The organism is Rhodococcus sp. LMD, assembly GCF_056108245.1.
Window position 1 is genome coordinate 3390123 of record NZ_CM148557.1, and the last position, 22056, is coordinate 3412178.

Here is a 22056-nt window from a genome sequence, read left to right on the forward strand (position 1 = left end):
GCACCCGATCGCAGATCGCTGCCGCGCCTCGCAGAGCCCTACCGGCCGCTGAGGCGCAGGCCCGGTCGCCTCTCCACTCGTGCGTGCGTGCCGAGACCAGGAAGGCCAGACCCCTGAGCAAGATCACTGTCGACCACGAAGACGACGCCACCGAAACCACGGTGTCGGCCCAACTCGACGCCACCCACACCCCGCCCACGTTCGCCGAACTGGGCGTGCGGGACGAGATCGTCCGCGCTCTCGCCGAGATCGGCATCGAGCGCACCTTCGCCATCCAGGAGCTGACGCTCCCCCTCGCCCTCGCCGGCGACGACCTGATCGGACAGGCACGCACCGGCATGGGCAAGACCTTCGGGTTCGGTGTCCCGCTGCTGCACCGCCTCACCACCGCCGAGTCCGGCACCACCGCCCTCGACGGCACGCCCCGCGCGCTGGTGATCGTGCCGACGCGCGAGCTGTGCCTGCAGGTCACCCAGGACCTCGAGAACGCCGCCAAGTACCTCCCCGGCTCCACCGGTGCCCTGAAGATCTTGTCCGTCTACGGCGGACGTCCGTACGAAACGCAGGTCGACGTGCTGAAGAAGGGCGTCGACGTCGTCGTGGGGACCCCGGGCCGGCTGCTCGACCTCGCCAACCAGGGTCACCTGATCCTCGGCAAGATCGGCGTGCTGGTGATGGACGAGGCGGACGAGATGCTCGACCTCGGCTTCCTCCCCGACATCGAGCGCATCCTCGGCATGGTGCCCGACCGTCGCCAGACGATGCTGTTCTCGGCCACGATGCCCGGGCCGATCATCACGCTCGCCCGCACGTTCCTCACCCGCCCGACACACATCCGCGCCGAGGAACCGGAGTCCTCCGCGGTGCACGAGCGCACCAACCAGCTCGTCTACCGCGCGCACGCGCTCGACAAGGCGGAACTGGTGGCGCGCGTGCTGCAGGCCGAGGGTCGTGGCGCCACCATGATCTTCACCCGTACCAAGCGCACCGCGCAGAAGGTCGCCGACGAGCTCGCCGAGCGCGGCTTCGCCGTCGGGGCCGTGCACGGTGACCTGGGGCAGATCGCTCGTGAGAAGGCGCTGGACAAGTTCCGCAAGGGCAAGATCGACGTGCTGGTCGCCACGGACGTGGCCGCGCGCGGCATCGACATCGACGACGTCACCCATGTCGTGAACTACCAGTGCCCCGAGGACGAGAAGACCTACGTCCACCGCATCGGCCGCACCGGCCGGGCGGGGCGCACCGGTATCGCCGTCACCCTCGTCGACTGGGACGACATTCCGCGCTGGCAGCTCATCGACAAGGCCCTCGATCTGGGCATGCCCGATCCGGTCGAGACCTACTCGAGCTCGCCGCACCTGTTCGAGGAGCTGGGCATCCCCGACGGCACGACCGGAACCGTCCGCAAGACGCCGACCGAGCGGCCCGCCCGCGAGGAGGGCTCCGAGGATGCGGCACGACCCAAGCGCACCCGGGTCCGCCGGCGCACGCGCGGCGGCCGGCCGGAGACCGGCGGCGGCGAGCACTCCGGCACCGGTCCCGAGACGGCGGGCGCGAGTTCCGCCTCGGGGCAGAGCGAGGAGTCCGGGAGCGGAACAGCGCCCGCACGGCGGCGCCGTCGGCGGCGCCGCGGCGGTTCCGCCGCGACCGGCGACACCGTCGCGAACAGCGAAACGGTCACGGCTTCGGCTGCCCAGTAGCCGCTCGCGATGATCGCACCGGAGCGCAGAACCCGGGCGGATCTGATCGCAGCACTCGTGCTCGCCGTCGCGGTCGTCGCGGCGGCGAGCGTCGTCTGGTTGCGCTCGGATGCGCGTGGCACCGTGTCCGTCACGACCGACGCGGCACCGGAGCCGCCACCGTCCGCGACCGTCGTGCCGTCGACCCTGACGGAGGCGTGGCGCGCCCCCAGCGGCGCGACGTCCCGTCCGATCGCGGTCGGCGCCGTCGTGGTCACCGGGGACGGCGGCACCGTCACCGGCCGCGCCCTCGACTCGGGCGCCGAACTGTGGCGCTACGACCGCGACATACCGCTGTGCGGTGTGGTCGAGGACTGGCGCACCGCCGTCGCGGTCTACCGCGACCGGCGGGGATGCAGCCAGGTCACCCAGCTCCTTCCCGACTCGGGAATGCGCGGCGCGCAACGTTCGAGCGACGCCGACGACGCGGTGACCCTCACCGCTGCCGACACCCACGTGATCTCCCGGGGCGACACTCGTCTCGAACTGTGGCGGTCCGATCTCGTGCGGACACTCGAGTACGGACGCGTGGACGCGCCCGTCGTGCCGGGGGCCCAGCCCCGCAGCGGATGCACGCTGAACTCGGCCGCGGCGAGCAACAGCCGGCTTGCGGTGGTCGAACGCTGCCCCGGTGAGGAAGCCGACCGCCTGACGCTGCTCGAGACGACCCCCGAGGCCGATTCGCAGCCGGCGGAGATCGCCTCGTCGGTGCTACCGGAACTGGGACCGGACGACGGCGGTACGCGGGTCGTCGCGGTGACCGGCGAGCGCACGGTGCTGTATCTGCCGCCCACCGCGTCCTCCGGGCCCGTGCTCGCCGTGTACGACGCCGCGGGCACGGTCACCGCGCGGCACCCGCTGTCGGCCGCGGCGACACCGGAGGCGGTGTTCCCCGCGACGGCCCAGGGTTCGATCCTCACGTGGTGGTCGGGCACGCAGACCGTCGCCCTCGGCGGCGACGACCTGGTGCCGCAGTGGACGGTGCCGGGAACGACGGGCACCGGCAGTGCCATGGCCGGAGCGCTGCTGCTTCCGGTGCGCGACGCCCTCGCCGTGGTCGATCCGGCCACCGGGACGGAACGGCAGCGCATTCCGGTCGCGCGCGACGGGACCGGTGTCGTGAACGTCGCGGTCGCCGGGAGTGCGGTGCTCGAGCAGCGGGGGCCGCAGGTCGTGGTGCTGCGGTGAGCCCGGCCGGGCCACCGGTCACGACGTGAAGGTGACCAGCTCCTTGCCGTCGCGCCAATGGGCGAGCAGGTTCTCGGCCAGCACGCGGTAGGCCTCGGCGCCCTTGTTCTTCCGGCCGGCCAGCACCGAGGCTCCGGACGCCGACGCCTCCGCGAAGCGGACGGTGCGCGGGATCGGCGGCGCGAGCACCGGCATGTCGTACCGGTCGGCGACGTCGGCGAGCACGTCACGGCTGTGCGTCGTGCGGGCGTCGTAGAGGGTCGGCAGGGCACCGAGCAGCTCGAGGTCCGGGTTGGTGATCTGTTTGACCTCGGCGACGGTGCGCAGCAGCTGCCCGACGCCGCGGTGCGCGAGGGTCTCGCACTGCAGGGGCACGAGCACGGACTGCGCCGCGGTCAGGCCGTTGAGCGTGAGCACGCCCAGCGACGGCGGGCAGTCGATCACGACGACGTCGAAGCTGTCGAGCAGGGGCGCCAGCGCCCGGCGAAGGGTGAACTCGCGCCCCGGCCGCATCAGCAGCAGCGCCTCGGCGCCGGCGAGGTCGATCGTCGCGGGCAGCAACGTGAACCCCTCGCCGGTATCGAGCAGAACCTCCTTGGCCTCCGCCGCCCCCACCAGCACGTCGTGCACCGACCGTTCGAGCCGGTCGGGGTTGTGCCCGAGCGAGAACGTCAGGCAGCCCTGCGGGTCCAGGTCGACGACGAGCACCCGCTGCCCCAGCCCGGCCAGGGCGGCCGCCAGAGACGCGACGGTGGTCGTCTTCGCGACGCCACCCTTCTGATTTGCCACCGCAAGTACCGTTGTCACGGGTCGATCCTCGCTGAAAACTCGCCCGAACGCGAGAATCGACCGCGACATCCGCCCTTCGGCGGGTCGCCGAACCTCACGAAAGGCCCGATCGTGATCCGCCGCGCCCGTCCCGCCGACGTCGACGCCCTCACCGCCCTCGTCTACGAACTGGCCGAGTACGAGAAGGCCCGCCACGAGTGCACCGTCGTGCCCGAGCAGCTGCACACGGCGTTGTTCGGGGCCGATGCCGCCGCGTTCGCCCACGTGGCCGAGGACGCGCACGGAACGGTGATGGGCATGGCGTTGTGGTTCCGCAACTTCTCCACCTGGGACGGGGTGCACGGCATCTATCTCGAGGACCTGTACGTCCGGCCCGAGCACCGGGGGCAGGGACACGGCCGCGCTCTGCTCGCGGCGCTGGCCCGCGAGTGCGTCGACCGCGGCTACAGCCGCCTGAGCTGGTCGGTGCTGGACTGGAACACGCCGTCGATCGGGTTCTACCGTTCGCTCGGCGCGGTCCCGCAGGACGAGTGGACCACCTTCCGTCTCAGCGGGCAGGCGCTCACCGCGCTCGGCCGGGGTCAGGCCGCGTCGTCGGCATCCGGCGCGTAGTCCTGGGCCAGCCAGCGCGTCGTCGGCGGGCTGAACAGCAGCACCAGCGCCGGCACCACGATCAGGGTCAACAGGATGCCGAGCACGACCTGGTGGGAATCGGTCAGCAGCGACCAGGCCACCGGCAGCAACAGCAGCTGCGCGACGATCGCCACGGCCCGTCCCCAGCGCTGTCCGCGCAACAGCGCGATCCCGGCCGCGAGCACGCCACCGAACAGGATTCCCAGCCACAGCGCGAGGCCGTAGCCGTTTCCGACCGTCTGGTCGTGCCCGCCCGTCAGTGCCCGGACCACGGACACCACAGCGAAACCGATCGCGATCACGCCTTCGAGGACGACGAGACCACCCGCCGCTCGAACGGTGGACGGGACGGTGCTGCGTGGCGACTCGGTGGACACCCGGCCAGCGTAGTGGACCCGTGCGAGACCACTTAGGCTGATGCTCCGTGCGCGCACTGCTGATCGTGAACCCCAACGCGACGACCACCACTCCGGCCGGTCGCGACCGGTTGGCCCGCGCGCTCGCCGATCGGGTCTCCCTCACCGTCGCCCACACCACCCATCGGGGACACGCCGCCGAACTGGCCCGCTCGGCGCACGCCGACGGAATGGACGTCGTCGTCGCGCACGGCGGCGACGGCACCGTCAACGAGATCGTCAACGGCCTGCTCGGTACCCCGTCCGAGCGGGTTGCCGACCCCACGCTCCCGCTGCTCGCGGTCGTCCCCGGCGGGTCGGCCAACGTCTTCGCCCGTTCGCTGGGTGTGGACGCCGATCCGGTGAAGGCGACCGCGCAACTGCTCGATCTGCTGGCCCGGCGCACGACCCGCCGGATCGGTCTCGGCCACTGCGACGGCCGGTGGTTCGTCTTCAATGCGGGGCTCGGACTCGACGCACAGGTGTGCGAGGCCGTCGACCTGAGCCGGCTGGGCGGGCGGAAGGTCACGACCGCCCGATACGTCGTGCATTCGATCACGCAGTTCTTCAAGTCCAAGGGTGCCGAGCCCGCGCTGACGCTGACGCTGCCCGGACGGCCGCCGATCCCGGGCGTGTACTACGCGTTCGTCTCCAATTCGAGCCCGTGGACCTATCTGGACAAGCGCCCGGTGCACACCAATCCGGGCACCTCGTTCGACACCGGGCTCGGTGTCTTCGCGATGACGACGACGGCGGTGTTCGCAAGCTTGCGGGTGGTCCGCCAGTTGCTCGCGCGCCACGGGAATCCGAACTCCCGCCGCTTGGTGCGGGTCGACGACGTCGCACGGGTGCGAGCGGAATCGAGCCGGCCGATCGGCCTGCAGGTGGACGGGGACTACCTCGGTCTTCGCACCGAGGTGGAGTTCGTGTCGGTTCCGGCCGTGCTCGAGGTCGTGGCACCCACCCCGTCCGTGGAGTGACCCGGGTTACATTTTTGTGTTCCGCGGTGTACAAAGGAAGTTCGAGTCCCGGAACGGGCCACAGCCGGCGTGAGCTTCCCCACGGTCGTGTCGATTCCTATTGACTTCACGCTGGTTCGTGAAAGCATTCACAAGTAACCGCGCGGAAACACTTGCCGACGCACGCATGAACTTGCCACCACGATCAGCCGGTGCGACGAGCACTATCGAAGGAGAGTAGAAGCATGGACTGGCGCCACAAGGCCATCTGCCGCGACGAGGATCCCGAGCTGTTCTTCCCCGTCGGTAACAGCGGCCCGGCCCTCGCGCAGATCGCCGACGCCAAGCTCGTGTGCAACCGCTGCCCCGTCACCGCCGAGTGCCTCTCGTGGGCCCTCGAGTCCGGTCAGGACGCGGGCGTGTGGGGCGGCATGAGCGAGGACGAGCGTCGTGCCCTCAAGCGCCGCAACGCCCGCACCCGGGCGCGCTCCGCGGTCTGACACGGCCCACCGCCACAGATCTCCGGGAAGGCCCGGCACCGCTTCGGTGCCGGGCCTTCCTGCCTCCGCGGGCCTGGTTCCCGCCGGACTCCCCACCGGGGCTCAGCCGAGCGCCACCCGGCCCAGCGGAACCCGCAGCCGCGCATCCGTTCCCGTCGTCGCGCCCCGCTCGAGCCGCAACGTGCCGCCGAGTTCGGCGGCGACGAGCGTGCGGACGATCTGCAGGCCCAACCGGTCCGAGCTCTCGAGGTCGAATCCCTCCGGCAGTCCCTTGCCCTCGTCGTGGACCACCACGTCGAGCCAGCGGGCCGACCGCTCGGCCCGCAGCGTCACGGTGCCGGCCGCACCCGGATCGAAGGCATGCTCGACCGAGTTCTGCACGAGTTCGGTGAGCACCATCACCAGCGGTGTCGCCCGCTCGGCGGGGAATACCCCCAGGCTGCCCTCCCGGCGCACCCGGACCTGACTGCCCACGGCCGCGACGTCGACGACGATGGGGATCAGCCGGTCGACGACGTCGTCGAGATCGACCTCCTCGTCCACCGACATCGACAGCGCCTCGTGCACGAGCGCGATCGACGTCACCCGGCGCACCGCCTCGGCCAGCGCCTGCCGGGCCTCGGTGTTGCCGGTGCGTCGCGCCTGCAGCCGCAGCAGGGCCGCGACCGTCTGCAGGTTGTTCTTCACCCGGTGGTGGATCTCCCGGATCGTGGCATCCTTGCTCAGCAACGCCCGATCGCGCCGCTTGACCTCGGTGACGTCGCGGATGACCACCGCCGCACCCTCGAGCCGGCCGCCGGGCGCGAGCACCAGCGCACGCAGCAGCACGGTGGCCCCGCGTGCCTCGATCTCCATGGGCCGTCCCAGCTTGCCGCGCACCGCACCCCGCAGGTAGCTCTCGACGTCCTCGCTCTCGAACGGATCGGTCACCAGCGCGCGTGTCGTCTCGATCAGGTTCTGGCCGAGCAGGTCGGAGTTCAACCCCATCCGGTGGTAGGCGGACAGGGCATTCGGGCTCGCATACACCACCCGGCCGGACCGGTCGAGGCGGATGAAGCCGTCGCCCGCGCGGGGGCTCGACTTGGTGTCCGAACGCAATTCCGTGGTCGGGAAGGTGCCCTCGCAGATCATCGTGAACAGGGCGTCGGCGCACTCGAGGTACGCGGTCTCGAGGGCGCTCTTGGTGCGCCTGGCCACGGTGGCCGCGTCGCGGCTCAGAACGGCGATGACCTGCCCGTCCCAGCGGACCGGCACCGCCTGCCGGCGCAGCGGCGCGACGTGGCTGGGCCGCGCGTCCGCAGAGACGACCACTCCGGTCTCGAGGGCCCGCAACACGTGCGGGTGTTCCCGCTCGGACACCACCGAACCCACCATGTCCTCGGGCAGCACGGTCGATGCGGTGGTGGGGCGGCACTGCGCCACGCACACCACCCCACTCGGCTCGGCGCTCACCCACAACAGGACGTCCGCGAAGGACAGGTCCGCGAGCAACTGCCATTCGCCGACGACTCGCTGCAGGTGGTCGACCGCACCGCCCGGCAGGTCGGTGTGCTCGGCGAGAAGAGCGCTGAGGGTGGACACGGGCGGCACGTGCGGACTCAGGAGATGACCGCGATGAGGTCGCCCTGCTGCACGACGTCGCCGACGACCACGTCCAGTGAGGTCACGGTGCCCGACGTCTCGGCGAGCACCGGAATCTCCATCTTCATGGACTCCAGGATCACCAGCGTGTCGCCCTCGGCGACGACGTCCCCTTCCTGCACCACCACCTCGAACACGGTGGAGACCATCTCGGCGCGCACGTCTTCGGCCATCGGGCACCTCATTCCACGAAGAAGACGGTGGCCCTGCTTTCAGGGCCACCGGACCACACGTGAAACACTGTAATGAACCAGAAAGGAGATCGGACCATGGGTAAGCGAGGCCGCAAGAAGCGCAGTCGCAAGGGTAACGCCGCCAACCACGGCAAGCGTCCCAACGCCTGAGGCGCGCACACACGCGTGAGGGGGCCGGAAGCAGCTGCTTCCGGCCCCCTCACGCGTGTCGGGTGGTCAATCCCGGACGTCGGTGCGCGTCACGACGACGGTCCGCCGGATCTCGACCAGCAGCCGCTCCCGCAGGCCCTCCGGGGCGTGCTCGCCGCCGCACTTGCGGCTGAGCAGGGACTTGAGCTGGGATTCGAGCCCGTACGCCTCGAGGCAGGACCCGCAGTCGTCGAGATGGCGCTGCAGACGCTCACGCGACCGGTCGTCGCACTCGCTGTCGAGCAGCAGATAGACGTCCGCGATCACTGCGGAACAGTCGAGCTGATCGAAGTCGGCCGACTCGCTCACCTCGAGACCTCCTTGTTGTCCACGCCGTGTCCGACAGCAGCGTCCACGGCCCCGCTCCGGTTGAATCCTCGCTCCCGCGCGACATCGGCCAGCAGGCCGCGCAGCTGCTTGCGGCCGCGGTGCAGCCGTGACATGACCGTGCCGATGGGCGTGCCCATGATCTCCGCGATCTCCTTGTACGGGAAACCCTCGACGTCGGCGTAGTACACCGCCATCCGGAACTCCTCGGGCAGCTCCTGCAACGCGGCCTTGATGTCGTCGTCGGGAAGCGCGTCGAGCGCCTCGACCTCGGCCGACCGCAGACCGGTGGAGCTGTGCTCGGCCGTCGCCGCCAGCTGCCAGTCGGTGATCTCCTCGGTGGGGTACTGAGCGGGCTGGCGCTGCTTCTTGCGGTAGGAGTTGATGTAGGTGTTCGTCAGGATGCGGTACAGCCACGCCTTGAGATTGGTCCCCTCCTTGAACGAGGAGAAGGCGGAGAACGCCTTGATATACGTCTCCTGAACCAGATCCTCCGCGTCCGCGGGGTTGCGGGTCATCCGCAGCGCCGCGCCGTAGAGCTGATCGAGCAGGGGCAATGCATCCCGCTCGAACCGTTCGGCCAGTTCCGTACCAGACTCCTCGACCACACCGATCCCTTCACTTGCCGTATCCGTGAAGGCTACCGGCCGGGACGGGCACAGCACAGGCACGCGGCACTCCTCGCTCTCGGTCACCGGCCACGCCGATCGTGGCGGCCACCCGGAATCAACACGACAGGGTGGGTGCTTGTTCCCTACATTGACGCGCATGGCCTCGACCTCCACTCCCGCGACCACGCTGCTGACACGCGAGAAAGTCACCCACCGCGTCCACGAGTACCCGCACGACCCGCGAGCCGGCTCGTTCGGTTCCGAGGCCGTCGAGCTCCTCGGGCAGCGGCTCGGGGTGGCCCCCGCCCAGATCTTCAAGACCCTCGTGATCAAGCTCTCCGACGGCAAGCTCGCGGTGGCCGTGATCCCGGTCCCGGCGACGCTGTCGCTGAAGGCGGCCGCGGCCGCCCTCGGGGGCGGCAAGGCGGTCATGGCCGAACGCAGCGACGCCGAACGCGCCACCGGCTACGTCCTCGGGGGAATCTCACCGCTGGGTCAGCGCAGCCGGCTGCGCACCGCCGTCGACGCCTCCGCGCACCAGTGGGACCGGGTCCTGTGCAGCGCCGGACGCCGCGGCCTCGAGATCGAACTCGCCCCGGCGGACCTGGTGCGGCTCACGGGAGCAGTGGTGGCGCCGATCACCGCCGGGGCCTGATGCGGGGGCGCCCGGGAGGTGCCGCGCCGACCACCCGCGCCGCGGACCGCACCCGGCCGCGGGGTGTGGCAGGTGGCTGCCGGCTGCGGATAGGCGAAGATGGACGGGTGAATCCGTGGAGTGCGCCCCGAGCCGAGTCACCCGTCGACAGTTCCGTCACGCTGCCCGGGTCCAAGTCGATCACCAACCGCGCCCTGATCCTCGCTGCGCTCGCGGACGGCCCGTCCACCGTGACCGGTGCGCTGCGCAGTCGCGACACCGACCTGATGATCGCGGCCCTGCGCGGACTGGGCACGACGATCGACGAGCGAGACGACGGCACCACGCTGCACGTCATCCCCGGCCGGCTGCACGGCGCCCGGGTGGACTGCGGCCTGGCGGGAACGGTGATGCGATTCGTGCCGCCCCTCGCGGCGCTGGCCGACGGCGACGTCTTCTTCGACGGTGACGAGCAGGCGCGTACCCGCCCGATGGGCACCGTCCTCGAGGCCCTGCGCTCGCTCGGCGCCGACGTCGACGGCGACACCCTGCCCTTCACCGTGCGCGGGCGCGGCTCCCTGCGCGGCGGCACCGTCACCATCGACGCGTCGGGGTCGTCACAGTTCGTCTCGGGTCTGCTGCTCTCCGCCGCCGCGTTCGTCGAGGGCGTCACGGTGCGGCACGCCGGGGCGGCCGTGCCGTCCATGCCGCACATCGACATGACCGTCGAGATGCTGCGCGAGTCCGCGGTGACGGTCGACACGTCCGTGCCCGACACCTGGCGGGTCGCACCGGGCCCGGTCCGCGCCGTGGACCGGGTCGTCGAGCCCGACCTGTCCAACGCGACCCCGTTCCTGGCGGCCGCGGCCGTCACGGCCGGCACGGTGTCGGTGCCGCGATGGCCGCAGCGCACCACCCAGGCCGGCGACGCGATCCGCGGAATCCTCGAGCAGATGGGTGCCGACGTCGCACTGTCCGACGGAACGCTCACCGTGCGAGGCCCGAAGCATCTGCGCGGCCTCGACGTCGACCTGCACGACGTCGGCGAGCTCGCCCCCACGGTCGCCGCACTCGCGGCGCTGGCGACCACCCCGTCCACGCTGCGGGGCATCGCCCACCTGCGCGGGCACGAGACGGACCGCCTGGCCGCCCTGGTCACGGAGCTCGGCAAGCTCGGCGGTTCCGCCACCGAGCTTGCGGACGGCCTGCACATCGTGCCCGCGCCGCTGCACGGCGGACGCTGGCATTCGTATGCGGATCACCGGATGGCGACGGCGGGCGCGATCGTGGGACTCGTCGTCGACGGCATCGAGGTCGAGGACATCGGCACGACGGCCAAGACCCTGCCCGGCTTCCCCGAGCTGTGGGCCGGGATGCTGAGGGGAGCGCGCTCCTGAGCCGGCGGACCTACGACGAGACCGACGTCCGGATCCGTCCGGGCAAGGGCTCGCGGCCGCGCACGAAGGACCGGCCGGCCCATCGGGACGCCGTCGAAGCGATGGTCGTCTCCGTCGACCGTGGCCGGTGGGGCTGCGTGCTGGAGGGTGATCCCGCGCGGCCGGTCGTCGCGATGCGGGCCCGGGAGCTCGGCCGTACCCCTGTCGTCGTCGGGGATCGGGTCGCGGTGGTCGGGGACCTGTCGGGGCGGCCCGACACGCTTGCGCGCATCGTGCGGGTACAGGAACGCACCACGGTGTTGCGCCGCACCGCCGACGACACCGACCCGTTCGAGCGGATCGTCGTGGCCAACGCGGAGCAGCTGCTGATCGTCGTCGCACTGGCCGATCCGCCGCCGCGGACCGGGCTGGTCGAACGGTCCATGGTCGCCGCGTTTGCGGGCGGGCTGGAACCGGTGCTGTGCCTGACGAAGAGCGATCTGGCCGATCCCGGGGAGTTCACGGCGCAGTTCGCGGATCTGGACGTTCCCGTGGTGCTGGCGGGCCGCGAGCAGGACCTGTCGGAGCTGACGGCGATGCTGGCGGGCAGGTCGACCGCGCTGATCGGCCATTCCGGCGTGGGAAAGTCCACTCTGGTCAACCGGCTCGTCCCGGATGCCGACCGCGCCACCGGCGAGGTCTCGGGGGTCGGGAAGGGCCGGCACACCTCCACGCAGTCGGTGGCGCTGCCGTTGCCGGGCGGCGGGTGGGTGATCGACACCCCCGGGATCAGGTCGTTCGGGCTCGCTCACATCGATGCCGACGACGTGATCGCCGCGTTCTCGGATCTCGCCGACGCGGTGGAGGACTGTCCCCGTGGCTGCACCCACCTGGGCCCGCCCGCGGACCCCGAGTGCGCACTCGACGCCCTCGAGGGCAAGTCCGGGCGCCGCGCGATGGCGGTGCGCACACTGCTGACCGCGATCGCCGCCAACGAATCCTGGTGAGCCCGGTCCCCGGACGCCGGGTGTCACAGGGACGCCGAGCGCCCGGTGTCACAGGGACGCCGAGCGCCCGGTGTCACAGGGACGCCGAGCGCCCGGTGTCACAGGGACGCCGGGCGCTCGGTGTGGATTCGGGATCAGCGCATGCCGAGGAGACGGCGCACGCCGCGGACCCGGCGGTTCTCGCGGATCGCGGTGGCCAGGCCGCGGCGCCGGCCGGTCGCAGGGTCCACGACGGCGGTGCCGCCGAAGCCGCGCTCGGACGCGGTTTCCGGGGCCGCGTCCGGGGTGTCCGCGAGGTACTTGTTCGGCAGCGACAGCTTGGCGATGGTGCGCCAGGACTTGAAGTACTGCACGGCGAGCGGGCCGGTGGTGTACGGCAGGTCGTACTTGTCGCACAGCTCGCGCACCCGCACCGCGATCTCGGCGTACCGGTTCGACGGCAGGTCCGGGAACAGGTGGTGTTCGATCTGGTAGCTCAGGTTGCCGGTCATGAAGTCCATGACCGGGCCGCCGGAGATGTTGGCGCTGCCGAGCATCTGGCGCAGGTACCACTGCGCCTGCGTCTCGTTGTCGACGTCGGCCTTGGTGAACTTCTCGGCGCCGTCGGGGAAGTGCCCGCAGAAGATGACCGCGTTGGTCCACAGATTGCGGATCACGTTGGCCGTCATGTTCGCGGTGAGCGTGGACCTCCACGCCTTACCCGTCAGCGCCGGATAGACCACGTAGTCCTTGGCGATCTGGCGACCGATCTTGTCCCCCACCTCGCGCAGCTTGCGCTTGGTCTCGGCGCGGTCGTCGCGGCCCTTGGCGACCTTGCCGAGTTCGAGGTGCTGGACCGCGACGCCGTACTGGAACAGCAGGGCGAGCAGGGCGTTGTAGACGATGTTGCCGTAGTTGAACGGCTGCCAGCGCTGGTCGCGCGTCACCCGCAGCAGGCCGTATCCCACGTCGTCGTCCATGCCGAGGATGTTGGTGTACTTGTGGTGCAGGTAGTTGTGGGTCTGCTTCCAGTGCGCGGACGGGTCGGCGTTGTCCCACTCCCAGTGGACGGAGTGGACCTCGGGATCGTTCATCCAGTCCCACTGCCCGTGCATCACGTTGTGCCCGAGCTCCATGTTCTCGACGATCTTCGAGAGGCCGAGCAGGCCCGCACCGAGCAGCCACAGCGGCCGCCGGCGGCTGCCGAACAGCACCGCACGCCCACTCAGCTCCAGGCCGCGCTGCAGTCGGATCGTGTTGCGGATGTAGCGGGCGTCGCGCTCGCCGCGGGAGTCCTCGATGTCCCGCCGGATGGCGTCGAGCTCCCGGCCGAGGGCCTCGACGTCCGCCTCGGTGAGGTGCGCGTACTCCTTGATGTCCGAAATGGCCATGCGCCTACCGTACCGTAAGTTACGAATCCGTAGGTTACGGAGATGTAGCTTGTGCGGCAGATCACTTCCGGCGGGTGGCGCGCTTGGCGGCCCGCAGGGTCCGCAGCGCGGTCGCGAGCCCCTCACGACGCTCCCCCACCGACCGCACCCGCGGCAGATCGGGACGCCGGAACTTGCGCTCGGAGGAGGTCTCCGGGGCGTCGTCCGACGTGGCCCGCAGCCACGCGTCCGGCAGTGCCAGCTTGTGGATCGTGCGCAGCGCGAGCAGGTACTGCTTACCGAGCGGACCGCTGGTGTACGGCAGGTCGTACTTCGCACACAGCGCGCGGACCCGCTCCGCGATCTCGGGGTAGCGGTTGCTGGGCAGGTCCGGGAACAGGTGGTGCTCGATCTGGTAACTCAGATTGCCGGTCATGAAGGCCATCACCGGGCCGGCATCGATGTTGGCGCTACCGAGCAGCTGCCGCAGGTACCACTGCCCCTGCGTCTCGTTCTCGTACTGCGCCACGGTGAACTTCTCGGCGCCGTCGGGAAAGTGGCCGCAGAAGATCACCACGTACGCCCACAGGTTCCGCACCAGGTTCGCCGTGAGGTTCGCCGTGATCGTGCTGCGCCACGCACGGCCCGTCATGGCCGGGAACAGCACCAGGTCCTTGCCCAGCTGCCGCGCGATCTTGCGCGCGAAGTCCTTGGTGGGCTGGGAGTTCCACTGGCCTTCCGGCACCCCGGCAGCCTTCTTCTCGGCATCGAGGTCGTGCAGTGCGATGCCCCACTCGAACGTGGCTGCGAGGATCAGGTTGGCCAGGGGCTGCAGCAGGTTGATCGGCCGCCACTTCTCGTCGCGCGTCATCCGCAGGATGCCGAAGCCCACGTCGTCGTCCATCCCGACGATGTTCGTGTAGGTGTGGTGCGCGTAGTTGTGGGCGCGCTTCCAGTGCTGCGACGGACCCGTTTGATCCCATTCCCACGAGGTCGAGTGGATCTCCGGATCGTTCATCCAGTCCCACTGCCCGTGCATCACGTTGTGCCCGAGCTCCATGTTCTCGATGATCTTCGACAGCGAGAGCAGGCCCGTGCCGAGCAGCCACAGCGGACGCCGGCGGCTGCCGAACAGCGCCGCGCGACCGCCGATCTCGAGGACGCGTTGCAGACGGATGGTGTTGCGGATGTAGCGGGCGTCGCGCAGCCCTCGGGCGTCCTCGATGTCGCGACGGATCGCGTCGAACTCGCGGCCGAGTTCCTCGATGTCCGCGTCGGTGAGGTGAGCGAACTCGGTGATGTCGGTGATTGCCACCGGGGTCCTTCCCCCTGGAACGGGTGGGTAGTGCGTCAGGCGCCGAGCGTGCAGTCTCCGGCAGCCGCGGAGATGCAGGTCTGTACCCGCTCCCCCTCGGCGTGTTCCTTGCCGGACCGGAGGTCGACGACATGCCCCTTCTCCAAGGGCACCACACAAGTCTGACAGATTCCCATCCGGCAGCCGAACGGCATCAGCGCGCCGGCGCTTTCACCGGCCTCGAGCAGGGTCGTCGCACCGTCGACGGCGACGGTCTTGCCGGACTTGGCGAAGGTCACCGTCCCGCCGGCGCCGGAGGTGTCCGCGCGGGAGACGGCGAAGCGTTCCAGGTGCAGCCGCTCGGACAGGCCCGCGGAGTCCCAGAACCGGTCGATGTCGTCGAGCATCGCCTGCGGTCCGCACGCCCACACCTGACGCTCCCGCCAGTCGGGGCACACGGTGTCGAGCTCGGCGAGGGCGAACTTGCCCTGCTCCCGCGTCAGGCGCACGTACGGGTGGTACTGCTCGTGATCCGCCCCGAATCGGGCGATCTCGTCGGCGAACATCACCTCGGCGGCGGTGGGCGCCGAGTGGACGTGCACCACATCGGGCAGTTCGGCATGGGCCTGCACGGACCGGCGGTCGAGGGTGCGCAGCATCGAGATGATCGGGGTGATGCCGCTGCCCGCGGTGAGGAACAGGATCTTCGCCGGCGGGGGGTCGGACAGGACGAACTCGCCCTTGGGCTCGGCGAGCCGCACGATCGTGCCGGCGGGCACGCCGCTGACGAGGTGGGTCGAGAGGAACCCGTCGGTCATGGCCTTGACGGTGATCGAGATGAGCTTGCGGTCCCACGTGGGCGAGGACGTCAGTGAGTACGAACGCCAGTGCCAGCGGCCGTCGACGTGCAACCCGATGCCGATGTACTGGCCCGGCGCGTATCCGAAGTCGAAGCCCCAGCCGGGCTTGATGACGAGTGTCGCGGAGTCCGCGGTCTCGCGGCGGACCTCGACGATGCGTCCACGCAGCTCGCGCGCCGACCACAGGGGGTTGGCGAGGTGCAGGTAGTCGTCGGGAAGGAGGGGTGTCGTCAGCCGCGCGGCCGCACCACGCAGGATGTTCGACACGGATCGGTCCTTCGTCGCGACGTGCGCCGCCGGCCGCTCGATCCAGTCCTTCAGACCCATCCGATCACTTCTCCTCGTCCAGGGGCTACGCCTCCGTAGGTTACCAGTTCCCTACGGAGGCGTAGGTTGGGCCGAGACGGTGATCACACTCGCGGGGTCAGAGCAGCTCGAGCAGGAACTGCAGCTCCTGCGTGGCGTACCAGGCGAGTTCGTGGTCCTCGGCGTCGCCCAGCACGAACTCCGCCTCCTCGTCGCCGAGGTCGGCCGCATCGACGACCGGCAGGGCCCGGGCGATGTCCGGTTCCGCAGTGGCGAGGTCCACATGCACCGACGCCACCGCGGACAGCGGCACCGGACCGGGCAGCCGGACCACCGCGTCGTCGAGGTCGGGACGCAGGGTGACGCCGTCGACGTCCGCGGCCACCACCACCCGGCGCAGGCCGAACTCGGGCGGCGGGTCGTCGTCGGCCCGGCCGGCGAGCAGCCGCAACGAGGCGCGGGCGGCCTCGGCCATCGCGACCTCGGCGAGTTCCTCGTCGTCACCGGAGGTGTACGCCTCGCGCAGCGCCGGGGTGACCGCGAACGCGGTGCCGCTCACCGCCTCGAACTCACTGTCGGCGACCAACCGCTTCAACGTCTCGATGGTCGCCGGTACGTACACCCGTGTCACAACTCACCTACTGGCATCCAACAACTCCTCGAGCGACTCGTGCAGCAGCGACGTCAGCACCTCCACATCGGGCATGGCGTCGCGGTCCGCATTGAGACCGTAGTAGACGTTGCCGTCGTACGACGTCAACGCGACGCTCAGCGCCTGATTCTTCAGCAGGGGCGAGATCGGATACATCTCGAGGACCCGGGCCCCGGCGAGGTAGAGGGGATGCTGCGGGCCCGGCGCGTTGGTGATCATCAGGTTGAACATGCGCTGAGAGAATCCGCTCGCGACACGAGCCCCGACGGCATGCATGGTCGCGGGCGCGAACCCGGACAGTCGCATCATCGACCGCGCCGGGACCCGGCGGCCCTGCCGAGAGTAGGCCTCCCCGGCGTGCGAGATGTGGGACAGACGGACGACCGCGTTCGGTTCCCCCACCGGGAGGTCGACCAGAAAGGTCGAGACCTCGCCGCGCGGACCCGTCTCGGATTCCTCCCGGCCCGCCTCCGGCACGTCCGGGTCCTCCGCGTAGACCGACATGGGCACCATCGCCCGGACCACCGTCGCCTCCGTCAGCGGCTCCCCGCGGGAGAGCAGCCAGTACCGCAGCGCCCCCGCGATCACCGCCAGCACGACGTCGTTGACGGTGCAGCCGTAGCGCGCCCGGATCTTCCGGTACAACTCGAGGTCCGCCTTGACCACCGCGAACCGGCGGTTACGGGAGATCGGGGCGTTCAACGGGCTGTCGGGCGCGGACTGGGCGGCGGTGCGCGCCAGCCGGCCCACCACGTCCAGCGCCTCCCCGGCCGTCGCGGCCAGATCGCCGACGGCCGCCCGCACTCCCGACACCGCCTCACCGGGCCTGGCCACCAGCTCGGCGAGCGCGCCGAGCAGCAGCGCCGAGTCACTCGGCTCGGGCTCCGGCATCCACAATTCCTCCGGATCCACCCGGGGAGTCTCGGTGGGCTCGAACAGCACCTGCCCGATCTCGAGCGCCTGATCGCCGTCCACCAGCGCCGAGTGGGTCTTGGTGAACAGGGCGCACCGGTCGCCGGCGAGGCCCTCGACGAGATACATCTCCCACAGCGGCCGGGAGCGGTCGAGCGGACGGGAGATCAACCGGGCCAACAGCTCGTGCAGCTGCGTTTCGGAGCCGGGCCGCGGCAGCGCCGACCGCCGCACGTGATAGGTGATGTCGAAGTCGCGGTCGTCGACCCACACCGGACGCGCCAGGCCGAGGGCGACCTCGCGCGCCTTCTGCCGATACCGCGGCACCGCGGCCAGCCGGCGCTCCACGAGCCGCAGCACGTCCTCGTAGTCGAGCCCGCCGCTCGGCTGCTCCAGGATGGCGAGCGACCCGATGTGCATGGGCGTATTGCTCGTCTCCAGAAAGTAGAACGACGCGTCCTGAGCCGACATCCGGTGGGTCATCGCCCCGCATCCCTCTCGTCCTCGTCCCGTCGAGCCGCTCCGGCCTGCGACGGCTCGTCGAGACCGAACAGCACCGTCAGTTCCGCCACCACCTCGGCGGCATCGGCGTGATGCACGCCGACCATTCCCGTGGCTACCGCACCGTCCACGTTCACCCGCAGGTCGTCGACGAACACACACGCCGACGGTTCGAGCCCGAGACGCCGGGCCACCGCCAGGTAGCTGCGCGGATCGGGTTTCGCGGTGCCCACGTCCGCGGACAGCACCACTTCGTCCACCAGCCGGCCCCGCCCCAGATCGCGCAGGGGTGCGGCCGCGGGGCCACCCGGATCGTTGCTGAGGATCGCGGTGCGCACGCCGCGCCGGCGCACCTCGGCGAGGATCCCGCCGAGCGCGGCCGCGTCCGTGCCGGGGCCCGCGAGCACCCCACCGAAATCGAGCACCAGTCCACGCATCGCCCCACCCTAGTTCGCGCGCACCGGTCAGGCGATGCAACGACCCGAACGACACGGCGACACGGCGACACGGCGACACGGCGACACGGCGAGACGGATGTGGCACCATGACCGGCGGCTCCGTCCTCTCCCGGGGTCTACGCACCCGCCGTCGGCCGTTCCGCGCCGACGGCGTCCCTCGGAACCGGGAGAATCGATGACCCCTCAGCACGACGCCCACTACGTCCGACGCATCGCTCCGTTCGAGCCGCCGGTGCAGCGGTGCTGTCCGGCCGGACCACACCGCCGGCACACGAGGCGGCGCCTCACCCCGCACGACGGCCGTTCGATGCATGTGAAGGCCGTGCCGCCGATCGGGCGGCCACTGCCGGAGGTCGATCCGGCGGCACGCCGATTCGCCGACCTCGCGGCTCGGTTGATCCTCGAAGTGGCCGACCGGCGCCGTCCCGAGCCCCAGCTCGCTGCCGTGCTCCATCCGTCGCTGCATGCGACCGTTGCCGTCGGCGCGAAGACGAGCGATCCGGGGACGGCGGTGCTCCTGCGGACCCGGCTGCGTGCGGTGGACGCCGACACCGCCGAGTTGTTCGGTTCCTACGGCCGCGGCCATCGCGTGTTCGCGCTGGCCGGCCGCATCTCGCGCCACCCCGTCTCACGCCGGACGCCGCACGGATGGCTGCTCACCACGGTGTGGCTGGGCTGACCGTGCGTCCGGGCCGGCAACCTCCGGCCCGGACGCATCGTCAGCGGCGGCGCTGCGCCTTGGACTGCTTGCGTGCCGCCTCCCGGCGTTGCCGACGGGTGCCCGTCGTTCCGGGTGCGGACGCGGCCGGCGACGACGTCGCGGGACTGCGCCGAACCTGGGCACTGCCGTCCTCGGCCGGCCCGGTGTAGGTGAGACTGCGGTCGTCGTCCTCGTCGAGGCCCTTCGCACGCAGCGTCGCCGGGGCGGGCGCGGGTGCCGGAGCCGGCGCGGGGGCCGCCGGGGCGGGAGCCGGCTTCGTCAGGGTGGGGGCGGCCTGCGCGGTGGCCGCCGCGGACGCGGCGGTGACGCCGCCGCCCGGGCCCGGCTGCGCCTGCGCGGCTTCGACCTGCAGGTTGAACAGGAATCCGACGGACTCCTCCTTCAGGCCCTCGAGCATCCCGACGAACATGTCGTAGCCCTCGCGCTGGTACTCCACGAGCGGGTCGCGCTGGGCCATCGCCCGCAGGCCGATGCCCTCCTTGAGGTAGTCCATCTCGTAGAGGTGTTCGCGCCACTTGCGGTCGAGCACCGAGAGCAGGACCCGACGCTCGAGCTCGCGCATGCCGCCCTCACCGGCGATGGCGTCGATCTCCGCCTCACGGCGGGCGTACGCGGCGTGCGCGTCCTTCAGCAACGCCTCGCGCAGTTCCTCCCGGCTGAGATCCGCGGGTTCGCCGTCCGCGGAGGTGGCGAGCTCCTTGTGATCGAGGCCCACCGGGTAGAGGGTTCGCAGGGCCGTCCACAGCTGCTCGAGGTCCCAGTCCTCGACGTAGCCCTCTGCGGTGGCGCCGTCCACGTAGGCGGTGACCACATCCGTGATCATGTGCTCGACCTGGCCTTCGAGGTCCTCCCCGCGCAGGATGCGGCGACGCTCGTCGTAGATGACGGTGCGCTGCTGGTTCATCACCTCGTCGTACTTCAGGACGTTCTTGCGGATCTCGAAGTTCTGCTGCTCGACCTGGGTCTGGGCGCTCTTGATGGCCTTCGAGACCATCTTCGCCTCGATCGGCACGTCGTCCGGCAGGTTCAAGCGCGTCATGATCGATTCGAGTGCCGCGCCGTTGAAACGGCGCATCAACTCGTCACCGAGCGAGAGGTAGAAGCGCGACTCACCCGGGTCGCCCTGCCGGCCGGAGCGGCCGCGCAGCTGGTTGTCGATCCGGCGGGACTCGTGCCGCTCGGTGCCGAGGACGTACAGGCCGCCCGCGTCCCTGACCTTGTCGGCGTCGGCCTTGACCTCGGCGTTGATCCGCTCGATCGCCTCGTCCCAGGCCGCCTCGTACTCCTCGGGCGTGTGGACCGGGTCGAGACCCCGCTTGCGCAGCTCCACGTCGGCGAGGATGTCGGGGTTGCCGCCGAGCACGATGTCGGTACCGCGGCCGGCCATGTTGGTCGCGACGGTCACCGCGCCGGACCGCCCGGCCTCGGCGATGATCGTCGCCTCCTGCTCGTGGAACTTGGCGTTGAGCACGTTGTGCGGAATGCCGCGCTTGGTGAACTGCGCGGACAGGTATTCGGAGCGTTCGACGCTGGTGGTGCCGATCAGGACCGGCTGCCCCTTGGCATGCCGCTCGGCGACGTCGTCGACGACGGCCGCGAACTTCGCCGTCTCCGTCTTGTAGATCAGGTCGCCCTGGTCCGCGCGGACCATCGGCTTGTTGGTCGGGATCGGGATCACCCCGAGCTCGTAGATCTGGTGCAGCTCCGCGGCCTCGGTCTCGGCGGTGCCCGTCATGCCGGAGAGCTTGTCGTAGAGGCGGAAGTAGTTCTGCAGCGTGATCGTGGCGAGCGTCTGGTTCTCCGCCTTGATCTCGACCCGTTCCTTGGCCTCGATGGCCTGGTGCATGCCCTCGTTGTAGCGACGTCCGACGAGGATGCGGCCGGTGAACTCGTCGACGATGATCACCTCGCCGTCCCGGACGATGTAGTCCTTGTCGCGCTGGTACAGCTCCTTGGCCTTGATCGCGTTGTTGAGGTAGCTCACCAGCGGCGAATTGGCCGCCTCGTACAGGTTGTCGATGCCGAGCTGGTCCTCGACCAGCTCGACCCCCGCTTCGTGCACGCCGATGGTGCGCTTCTTGATGTCCACCTCGTAGTGGACGTCCTTCTTCAGCAGCGGCGCGATCCGCGCGAACTCGGCGTACCACTTGCTCGACGCGTCGGCCGGGCCGGAGATGATCAGCGGCGTCCGGGCCTCGTCGATGAGGATCGAGTCGACCTCGTCGACGATCGCGAAGTTGTGGCCGCGCTGCACGAGATCGTCGAGCGAGTGCGTCATGTTGTCGCGCAGGTAGTCGAAGCCGAACTCGTTGTTGGTGCCGTAGGTGATGTCGGCGGCGTACGCGGTGCGCCGCTCGGCGGGCGTCAGACCGGACAGGATCACCGCCGTCTCGAGACCGAGGGACCGGTGCACCCGGCCCATCCACTCGGAGTCGCGCTTGGCGAGGTAGTCGTTGACCGTCACCACGTGCACGCCCTCGTCGGCGATGGCGTTGAGGTAGGCCGGCAGCACACAGGTCAGGGTCTTGCCCTCACCGGTCTTCATCTCGGCGATGTTGCCGAAGTGTAGCGCCGCGCCGCCCATGATCTGAACGGGGTAGTGCTTCTGGCCCAGCACTCGCCACGACGCCTCGCGCGCTGTGGCGAACGCCTCGGGCAGCAACTCGTCGAGGGTCTCACCCGCCTGGTAGCGACGACGGAACTCGTCCGTCTTGGCCCGCAACTGCTCGTCGGTCAGGGACTCGAACTCGGGTGAGAGGGAATCGACGTGGTCGGCGATGTGCTTGAGCCGCTTGACCATGCGACCTTCACCGACTCTGAG

The 22056-nt window shown here is 70.4% G+C and carries 23 protein-coding genes; 10 read left to right on the top strand and 13 right to left on the bottom strand.

The genetic code is table 11. The features are described from left to right. Nucleotides 1-83: 83 nt before the first annotated feature. Both ACWPQI_RS15610 and ACWPQI_RS15615 read left to right on the top strand, forming a co-directional pair. Nucleotides 84-1700, top strand: coding sequence for a DEAD/DEAH box helicase (locus tag ACWPQI_RS15610; protein ID WP_010594721.1), 1617 nt, complete (start codon nt 84-86; stop codon nt 1698-1700). Nucleotides 1701-1709: 9 nt separating this feature from the next. Then, nucleotides 1710-2927, top strand: a complete 1218-nt coding sequence (locus ACWPQI_RS15615) for an Rv3212 family protein (RefSeq protein WP_010594722.1) — start codon at nt 1710-1712, stop codon at nt 2925-2927. Nucleotides 2928-2945: 18 nt separating this feature from the next. On the opposite strand, the gene ACWPQI_RS15620 is transcribed toward ACWPQI_RS15615, so the two are convergent. Next, a complete protein-coding gene (locus ACWPQI_RS15620) occupies nt 2946-3734 on the bottom strand; it encodes a ParA family protein (RefSeq protein WP_102031961.1) in 789 nt (262 codons plus the stop codon). 93 nt (nt 3735-3827) lie between these two features. Between ACWPQI_RS15620 and ACWPQI_RS15625 the strand changes: the two genes are divergently transcribed. Beyond that, nucleotides 3828-4328: a GNAT family N-acetyltransferase gene (locus ACWPQI_RS15625; protein ID WP_102031290.1), complete on the top strand. Its 501-nt coding sequence runs from the start codon at nt 3828-3830 to the stop codon at nt 4326-4328. On the opposite strand, the gene ACWPQI_RS15630 is transcribed toward ACWPQI_RS15625, so the two are convergent. Continuing rightward, nucleotides 4298-4726: a hypothetical protein gene (locus ACWPQI_RS15630; protein ID WP_010594725.1), complete on the bottom strand. Its 429-nt coding sequence runs from the start codon at nt 4724-4726 to the stop codon at nt 4298-4300. The genes ACWPQI_RS15625 and ACWPQI_RS15630 overlap by 31 nt on opposite strands. A gap of 47 nt (nt 4727-4773) precedes the next feature. On the opposite strand from ACWPQI_RS15630, the gene ACWPQI_RS15635 reads away from it, so the two are divergent. After that, nucleotides 4774-5724 carry a diacylglycerol/lipid kinase family protein gene (locus tag ACWPQI_RS15635; RefSeq protein ID WP_010594726.1) on the top strand — a complete coding sequence of 317 codons (951 nt, stop codon included), beginning with the start codon at nt 4774-4776 and terminating at the stop codon, nt 5722-5724. 224 nt (nt 5725-5948) lie between these two features. Beyond that, nucleotides 5949-6203: a WhiB family transcriptional regulator gene (locus ACWPQI_RS15640; protein WP_003939130.1), complete on the top strand. Its 255-nt coding sequence runs from the start codon at nt 5949-5951 to the stop codon at nt 6201-6203. Between the two features lie 102 nt (nt 6204-6305). Here the strand turns inward: ACWPQI_RS15640 and ACWPQI_RS15645 are convergent, their stop codons facing one another. Together ACWPQI_RS15645 and ACWPQI_RS15650 are read right to left on the bottom strand one after the other, a co-directional pair. Further along, nucleotides 6306-7784: a sensor histidine kinase gene (locus tag ACWPQI_RS15645; protein WP_040272462.1), complete on the bottom strand. Its 1479-nt coding sequence runs from the start codon at nt 7782-7784 to the stop codon at nt 6306-6308. Between the two features lie 17 nt (nt 7785-7801). Continuing rightward, a complete protein-coding gene (locus ACWPQI_RS15650; RefSeq protein WP_003939128.1) occupies nt 7802-8017 on the bottom strand; it encodes a biotin/lipoyl-binding carrier protein in 216 nt (71 codons plus the stop codon). Nucleotides 8018-8113: 96 nt separating this feature from the next. Between ACWPQI_RS15650 and ACWPQI_RS15655 the strand changes: the two genes are divergently transcribed. Continuing rightward, a complete protein-coding gene (locus tag ACWPQI_RS15655; protein ID WP_022597109.1) occupies nt 8114-8188 on the top strand; it encodes a 50S ribosomal protein bL37 in 75 nt (24 codons plus the stop codon). A 66-nt stretch (nt 8189-8254) separates the two neighbouring features. On the opposite strand, the gene rsrA is transcribed toward ACWPQI_RS15655, so the two are convergent. Together rsrA and ACWPQI_RS15665 are read right to left on the bottom strand one after the other, a co-directional pair. After that, complete coding sequence (rsrA, locus tag ACWPQI_RS15660; protein ID WP_010594728.1) at nt 8255-8536, bottom strand: mycothiol system anti-sigma-R factor; 282 nt, start codon at nt 8534-8536, stop codon at nt 8255-8257. Next, nucleotides 8533-9162 carry a sigma-70 family RNA polymerase sigma factor gene (locus tag ACWPQI_RS15665; RefSeq protein WP_010594729.1) on the bottom strand — a complete coding sequence of 210 codons (630 nt, stop codon included), beginning with the start codon at nt 9160-9162 and terminating at the stop codon, nt 8533-8535. Before ACWPQI_RS15665 ends, rsrA begins: the two co-directional genes overlap by 4 nt. A 160-nt stretch (nt 9163-9322) precedes the next feature. Here ACWPQI_RS15665 and ybaK point away from each other — a divergent pair, with 160 nt between their 5' ends. The 3 genes from ybaK to rsgA all read left to right on the top strand — a co-directional run bounded on the left by ybaK (nt 9323) and on the right by rsgA (nt 12182). Further along, nucleotides 9323-9820, top strand: coding sequence for a Cys-tRNA(Pro) deacylase (gene ybaK / locus ACWPQI_RS15670; protein WP_010594730.1), 498 nt, complete (start codon nt 9323-9325; stop codon nt 9818-9820). A gap of 107 nt (nt 9821-9927) precedes the next feature. After that, nucleotides 9928-11196, top strand: coding sequence for a 3-phosphoshikimate 1-carboxyvinyltransferase (gene aroA / locus ACWPQI_RS15675; RefSeq protein ID WP_010594731.1), 1269 nt, complete (start codon nt 9928-9930; stop codon nt 11194-11196). Continuing rightward, nucleotides 11163-12182: a ribosome small subunit-dependent GTPase A gene (rsgA, locus tag ACWPQI_RS15680; protein WP_040272459.1), complete on the top strand. Its 1020-nt coding sequence runs from the start codon at nt 11163-11165 to the stop codon at nt 12180-12182. Before aroA ends, rsgA begins: the two co-directional genes overlap by 34 nt. Before the next feature lie 134 nt (nt 12183-12316). On the opposite strand, the gene ACWPQI_RS15685 is transcribed toward rsgA, so the two are convergent. The 6 genes from ACWPQI_RS15685 to ACWPQI_RS15710 form a co-directional block, all read right to left on the bottom strand. Further along, nucleotides 12317-13552: a fatty acid desaturase family protein gene (locus ACWPQI_RS15685; RefSeq protein ID WP_048770748.1), complete on the bottom strand. Its 1236-nt coding sequence runs from the start codon at nt 13550-13552 to the stop codon at nt 12317-12319. 61 nt (nt 13553-13613) lie between these two features. Next, a complete protein-coding gene (locus ACWPQI_RS15690) occupies nt 13614-14846 on the bottom strand; it encodes a fatty acid desaturase family protein (protein WP_017679565.1) in 1233 nt (410 codons plus the stop codon). A gap of 35 nt (nt 14847-14881) precedes the next feature. Beyond that, nucleotides 14882-16012 carry a ferredoxin reductase gene (locus ACWPQI_RS15695; RefSeq protein WP_017679566.1) on the bottom strand — a complete coding sequence of 377 codons (1131 nt, stop codon included), beginning with the start codon at nt 16010-16012 and terminating at the stop codon, nt 14882-14884. A gap of 97 nt (nt 16013-16109) precedes the next feature. Then, complete coding sequence (locus ACWPQI_RS15700; protein WP_010594738.1) at nt 16110-16622, bottom strand: DUF6912 family protein; 513 nt, start codon at nt 16620-16622, stop codon at nt 16110-16112. Nucleotides 16623-16625: 3 nt separating this feature from the next. After that, nucleotides 16626-18038 (bottom strand): WS/DGAT/MGAT family O-acyltransferase, encoded by a 1413-nt coding sequence (locus ACWPQI_RS15705; protein ID WP_010594739.1) that lies wholly within the window; start codon nt 18036-18038, stop codon nt 16626-16628. Further along, the gene (locus ACWPQI_RS15710; RefSeq protein WP_010594740.1) at nt 18035-18493 is read right to left on the bottom strand and encodes an HAD-IA family hydrolase; all 459 of its coding nucleotides are present in this window, start codon (nt 18491-18493) and stop codon (nt 18035-18037) included. The genes ACWPQI_RS15705 and ACWPQI_RS15710 overlap by 4 nt, the downstream gene beginning before the upstream one ends. 196 nt (nt 18494-18689) lie before the next feature. Between ACWPQI_RS15710 and ACWPQI_RS15715 the strand changes: the two genes are divergently transcribed. Continuing rightward, nucleotides 18690-19193 carry an Rv3235 family protein gene (locus ACWPQI_RS15715; RefSeq protein WP_010594741.1) on the top strand — a complete coding sequence of 168 codons (504 nt, stop codon included), beginning with the start codon at nt 18690-18692 and terminating at the stop codon, nt 19191-19193. 40 nt (nt 19194-19233) lie between these two features. Here the strand turns inward: ACWPQI_RS15715 and secA are convergent, their stop codons facing one another. Further along, nucleotides 19234-22035, bottom strand: coding sequence for a preprotein translocase subunit SecA (gene secA / locus ACWPQI_RS15720; RefSeq protein WP_051009385.1), 2802 nt, complete (start codon nt 22033-22035; stop codon nt 19234-19236). Nucleotides 22036-22056: the final 21 nt, after the last annotated feature.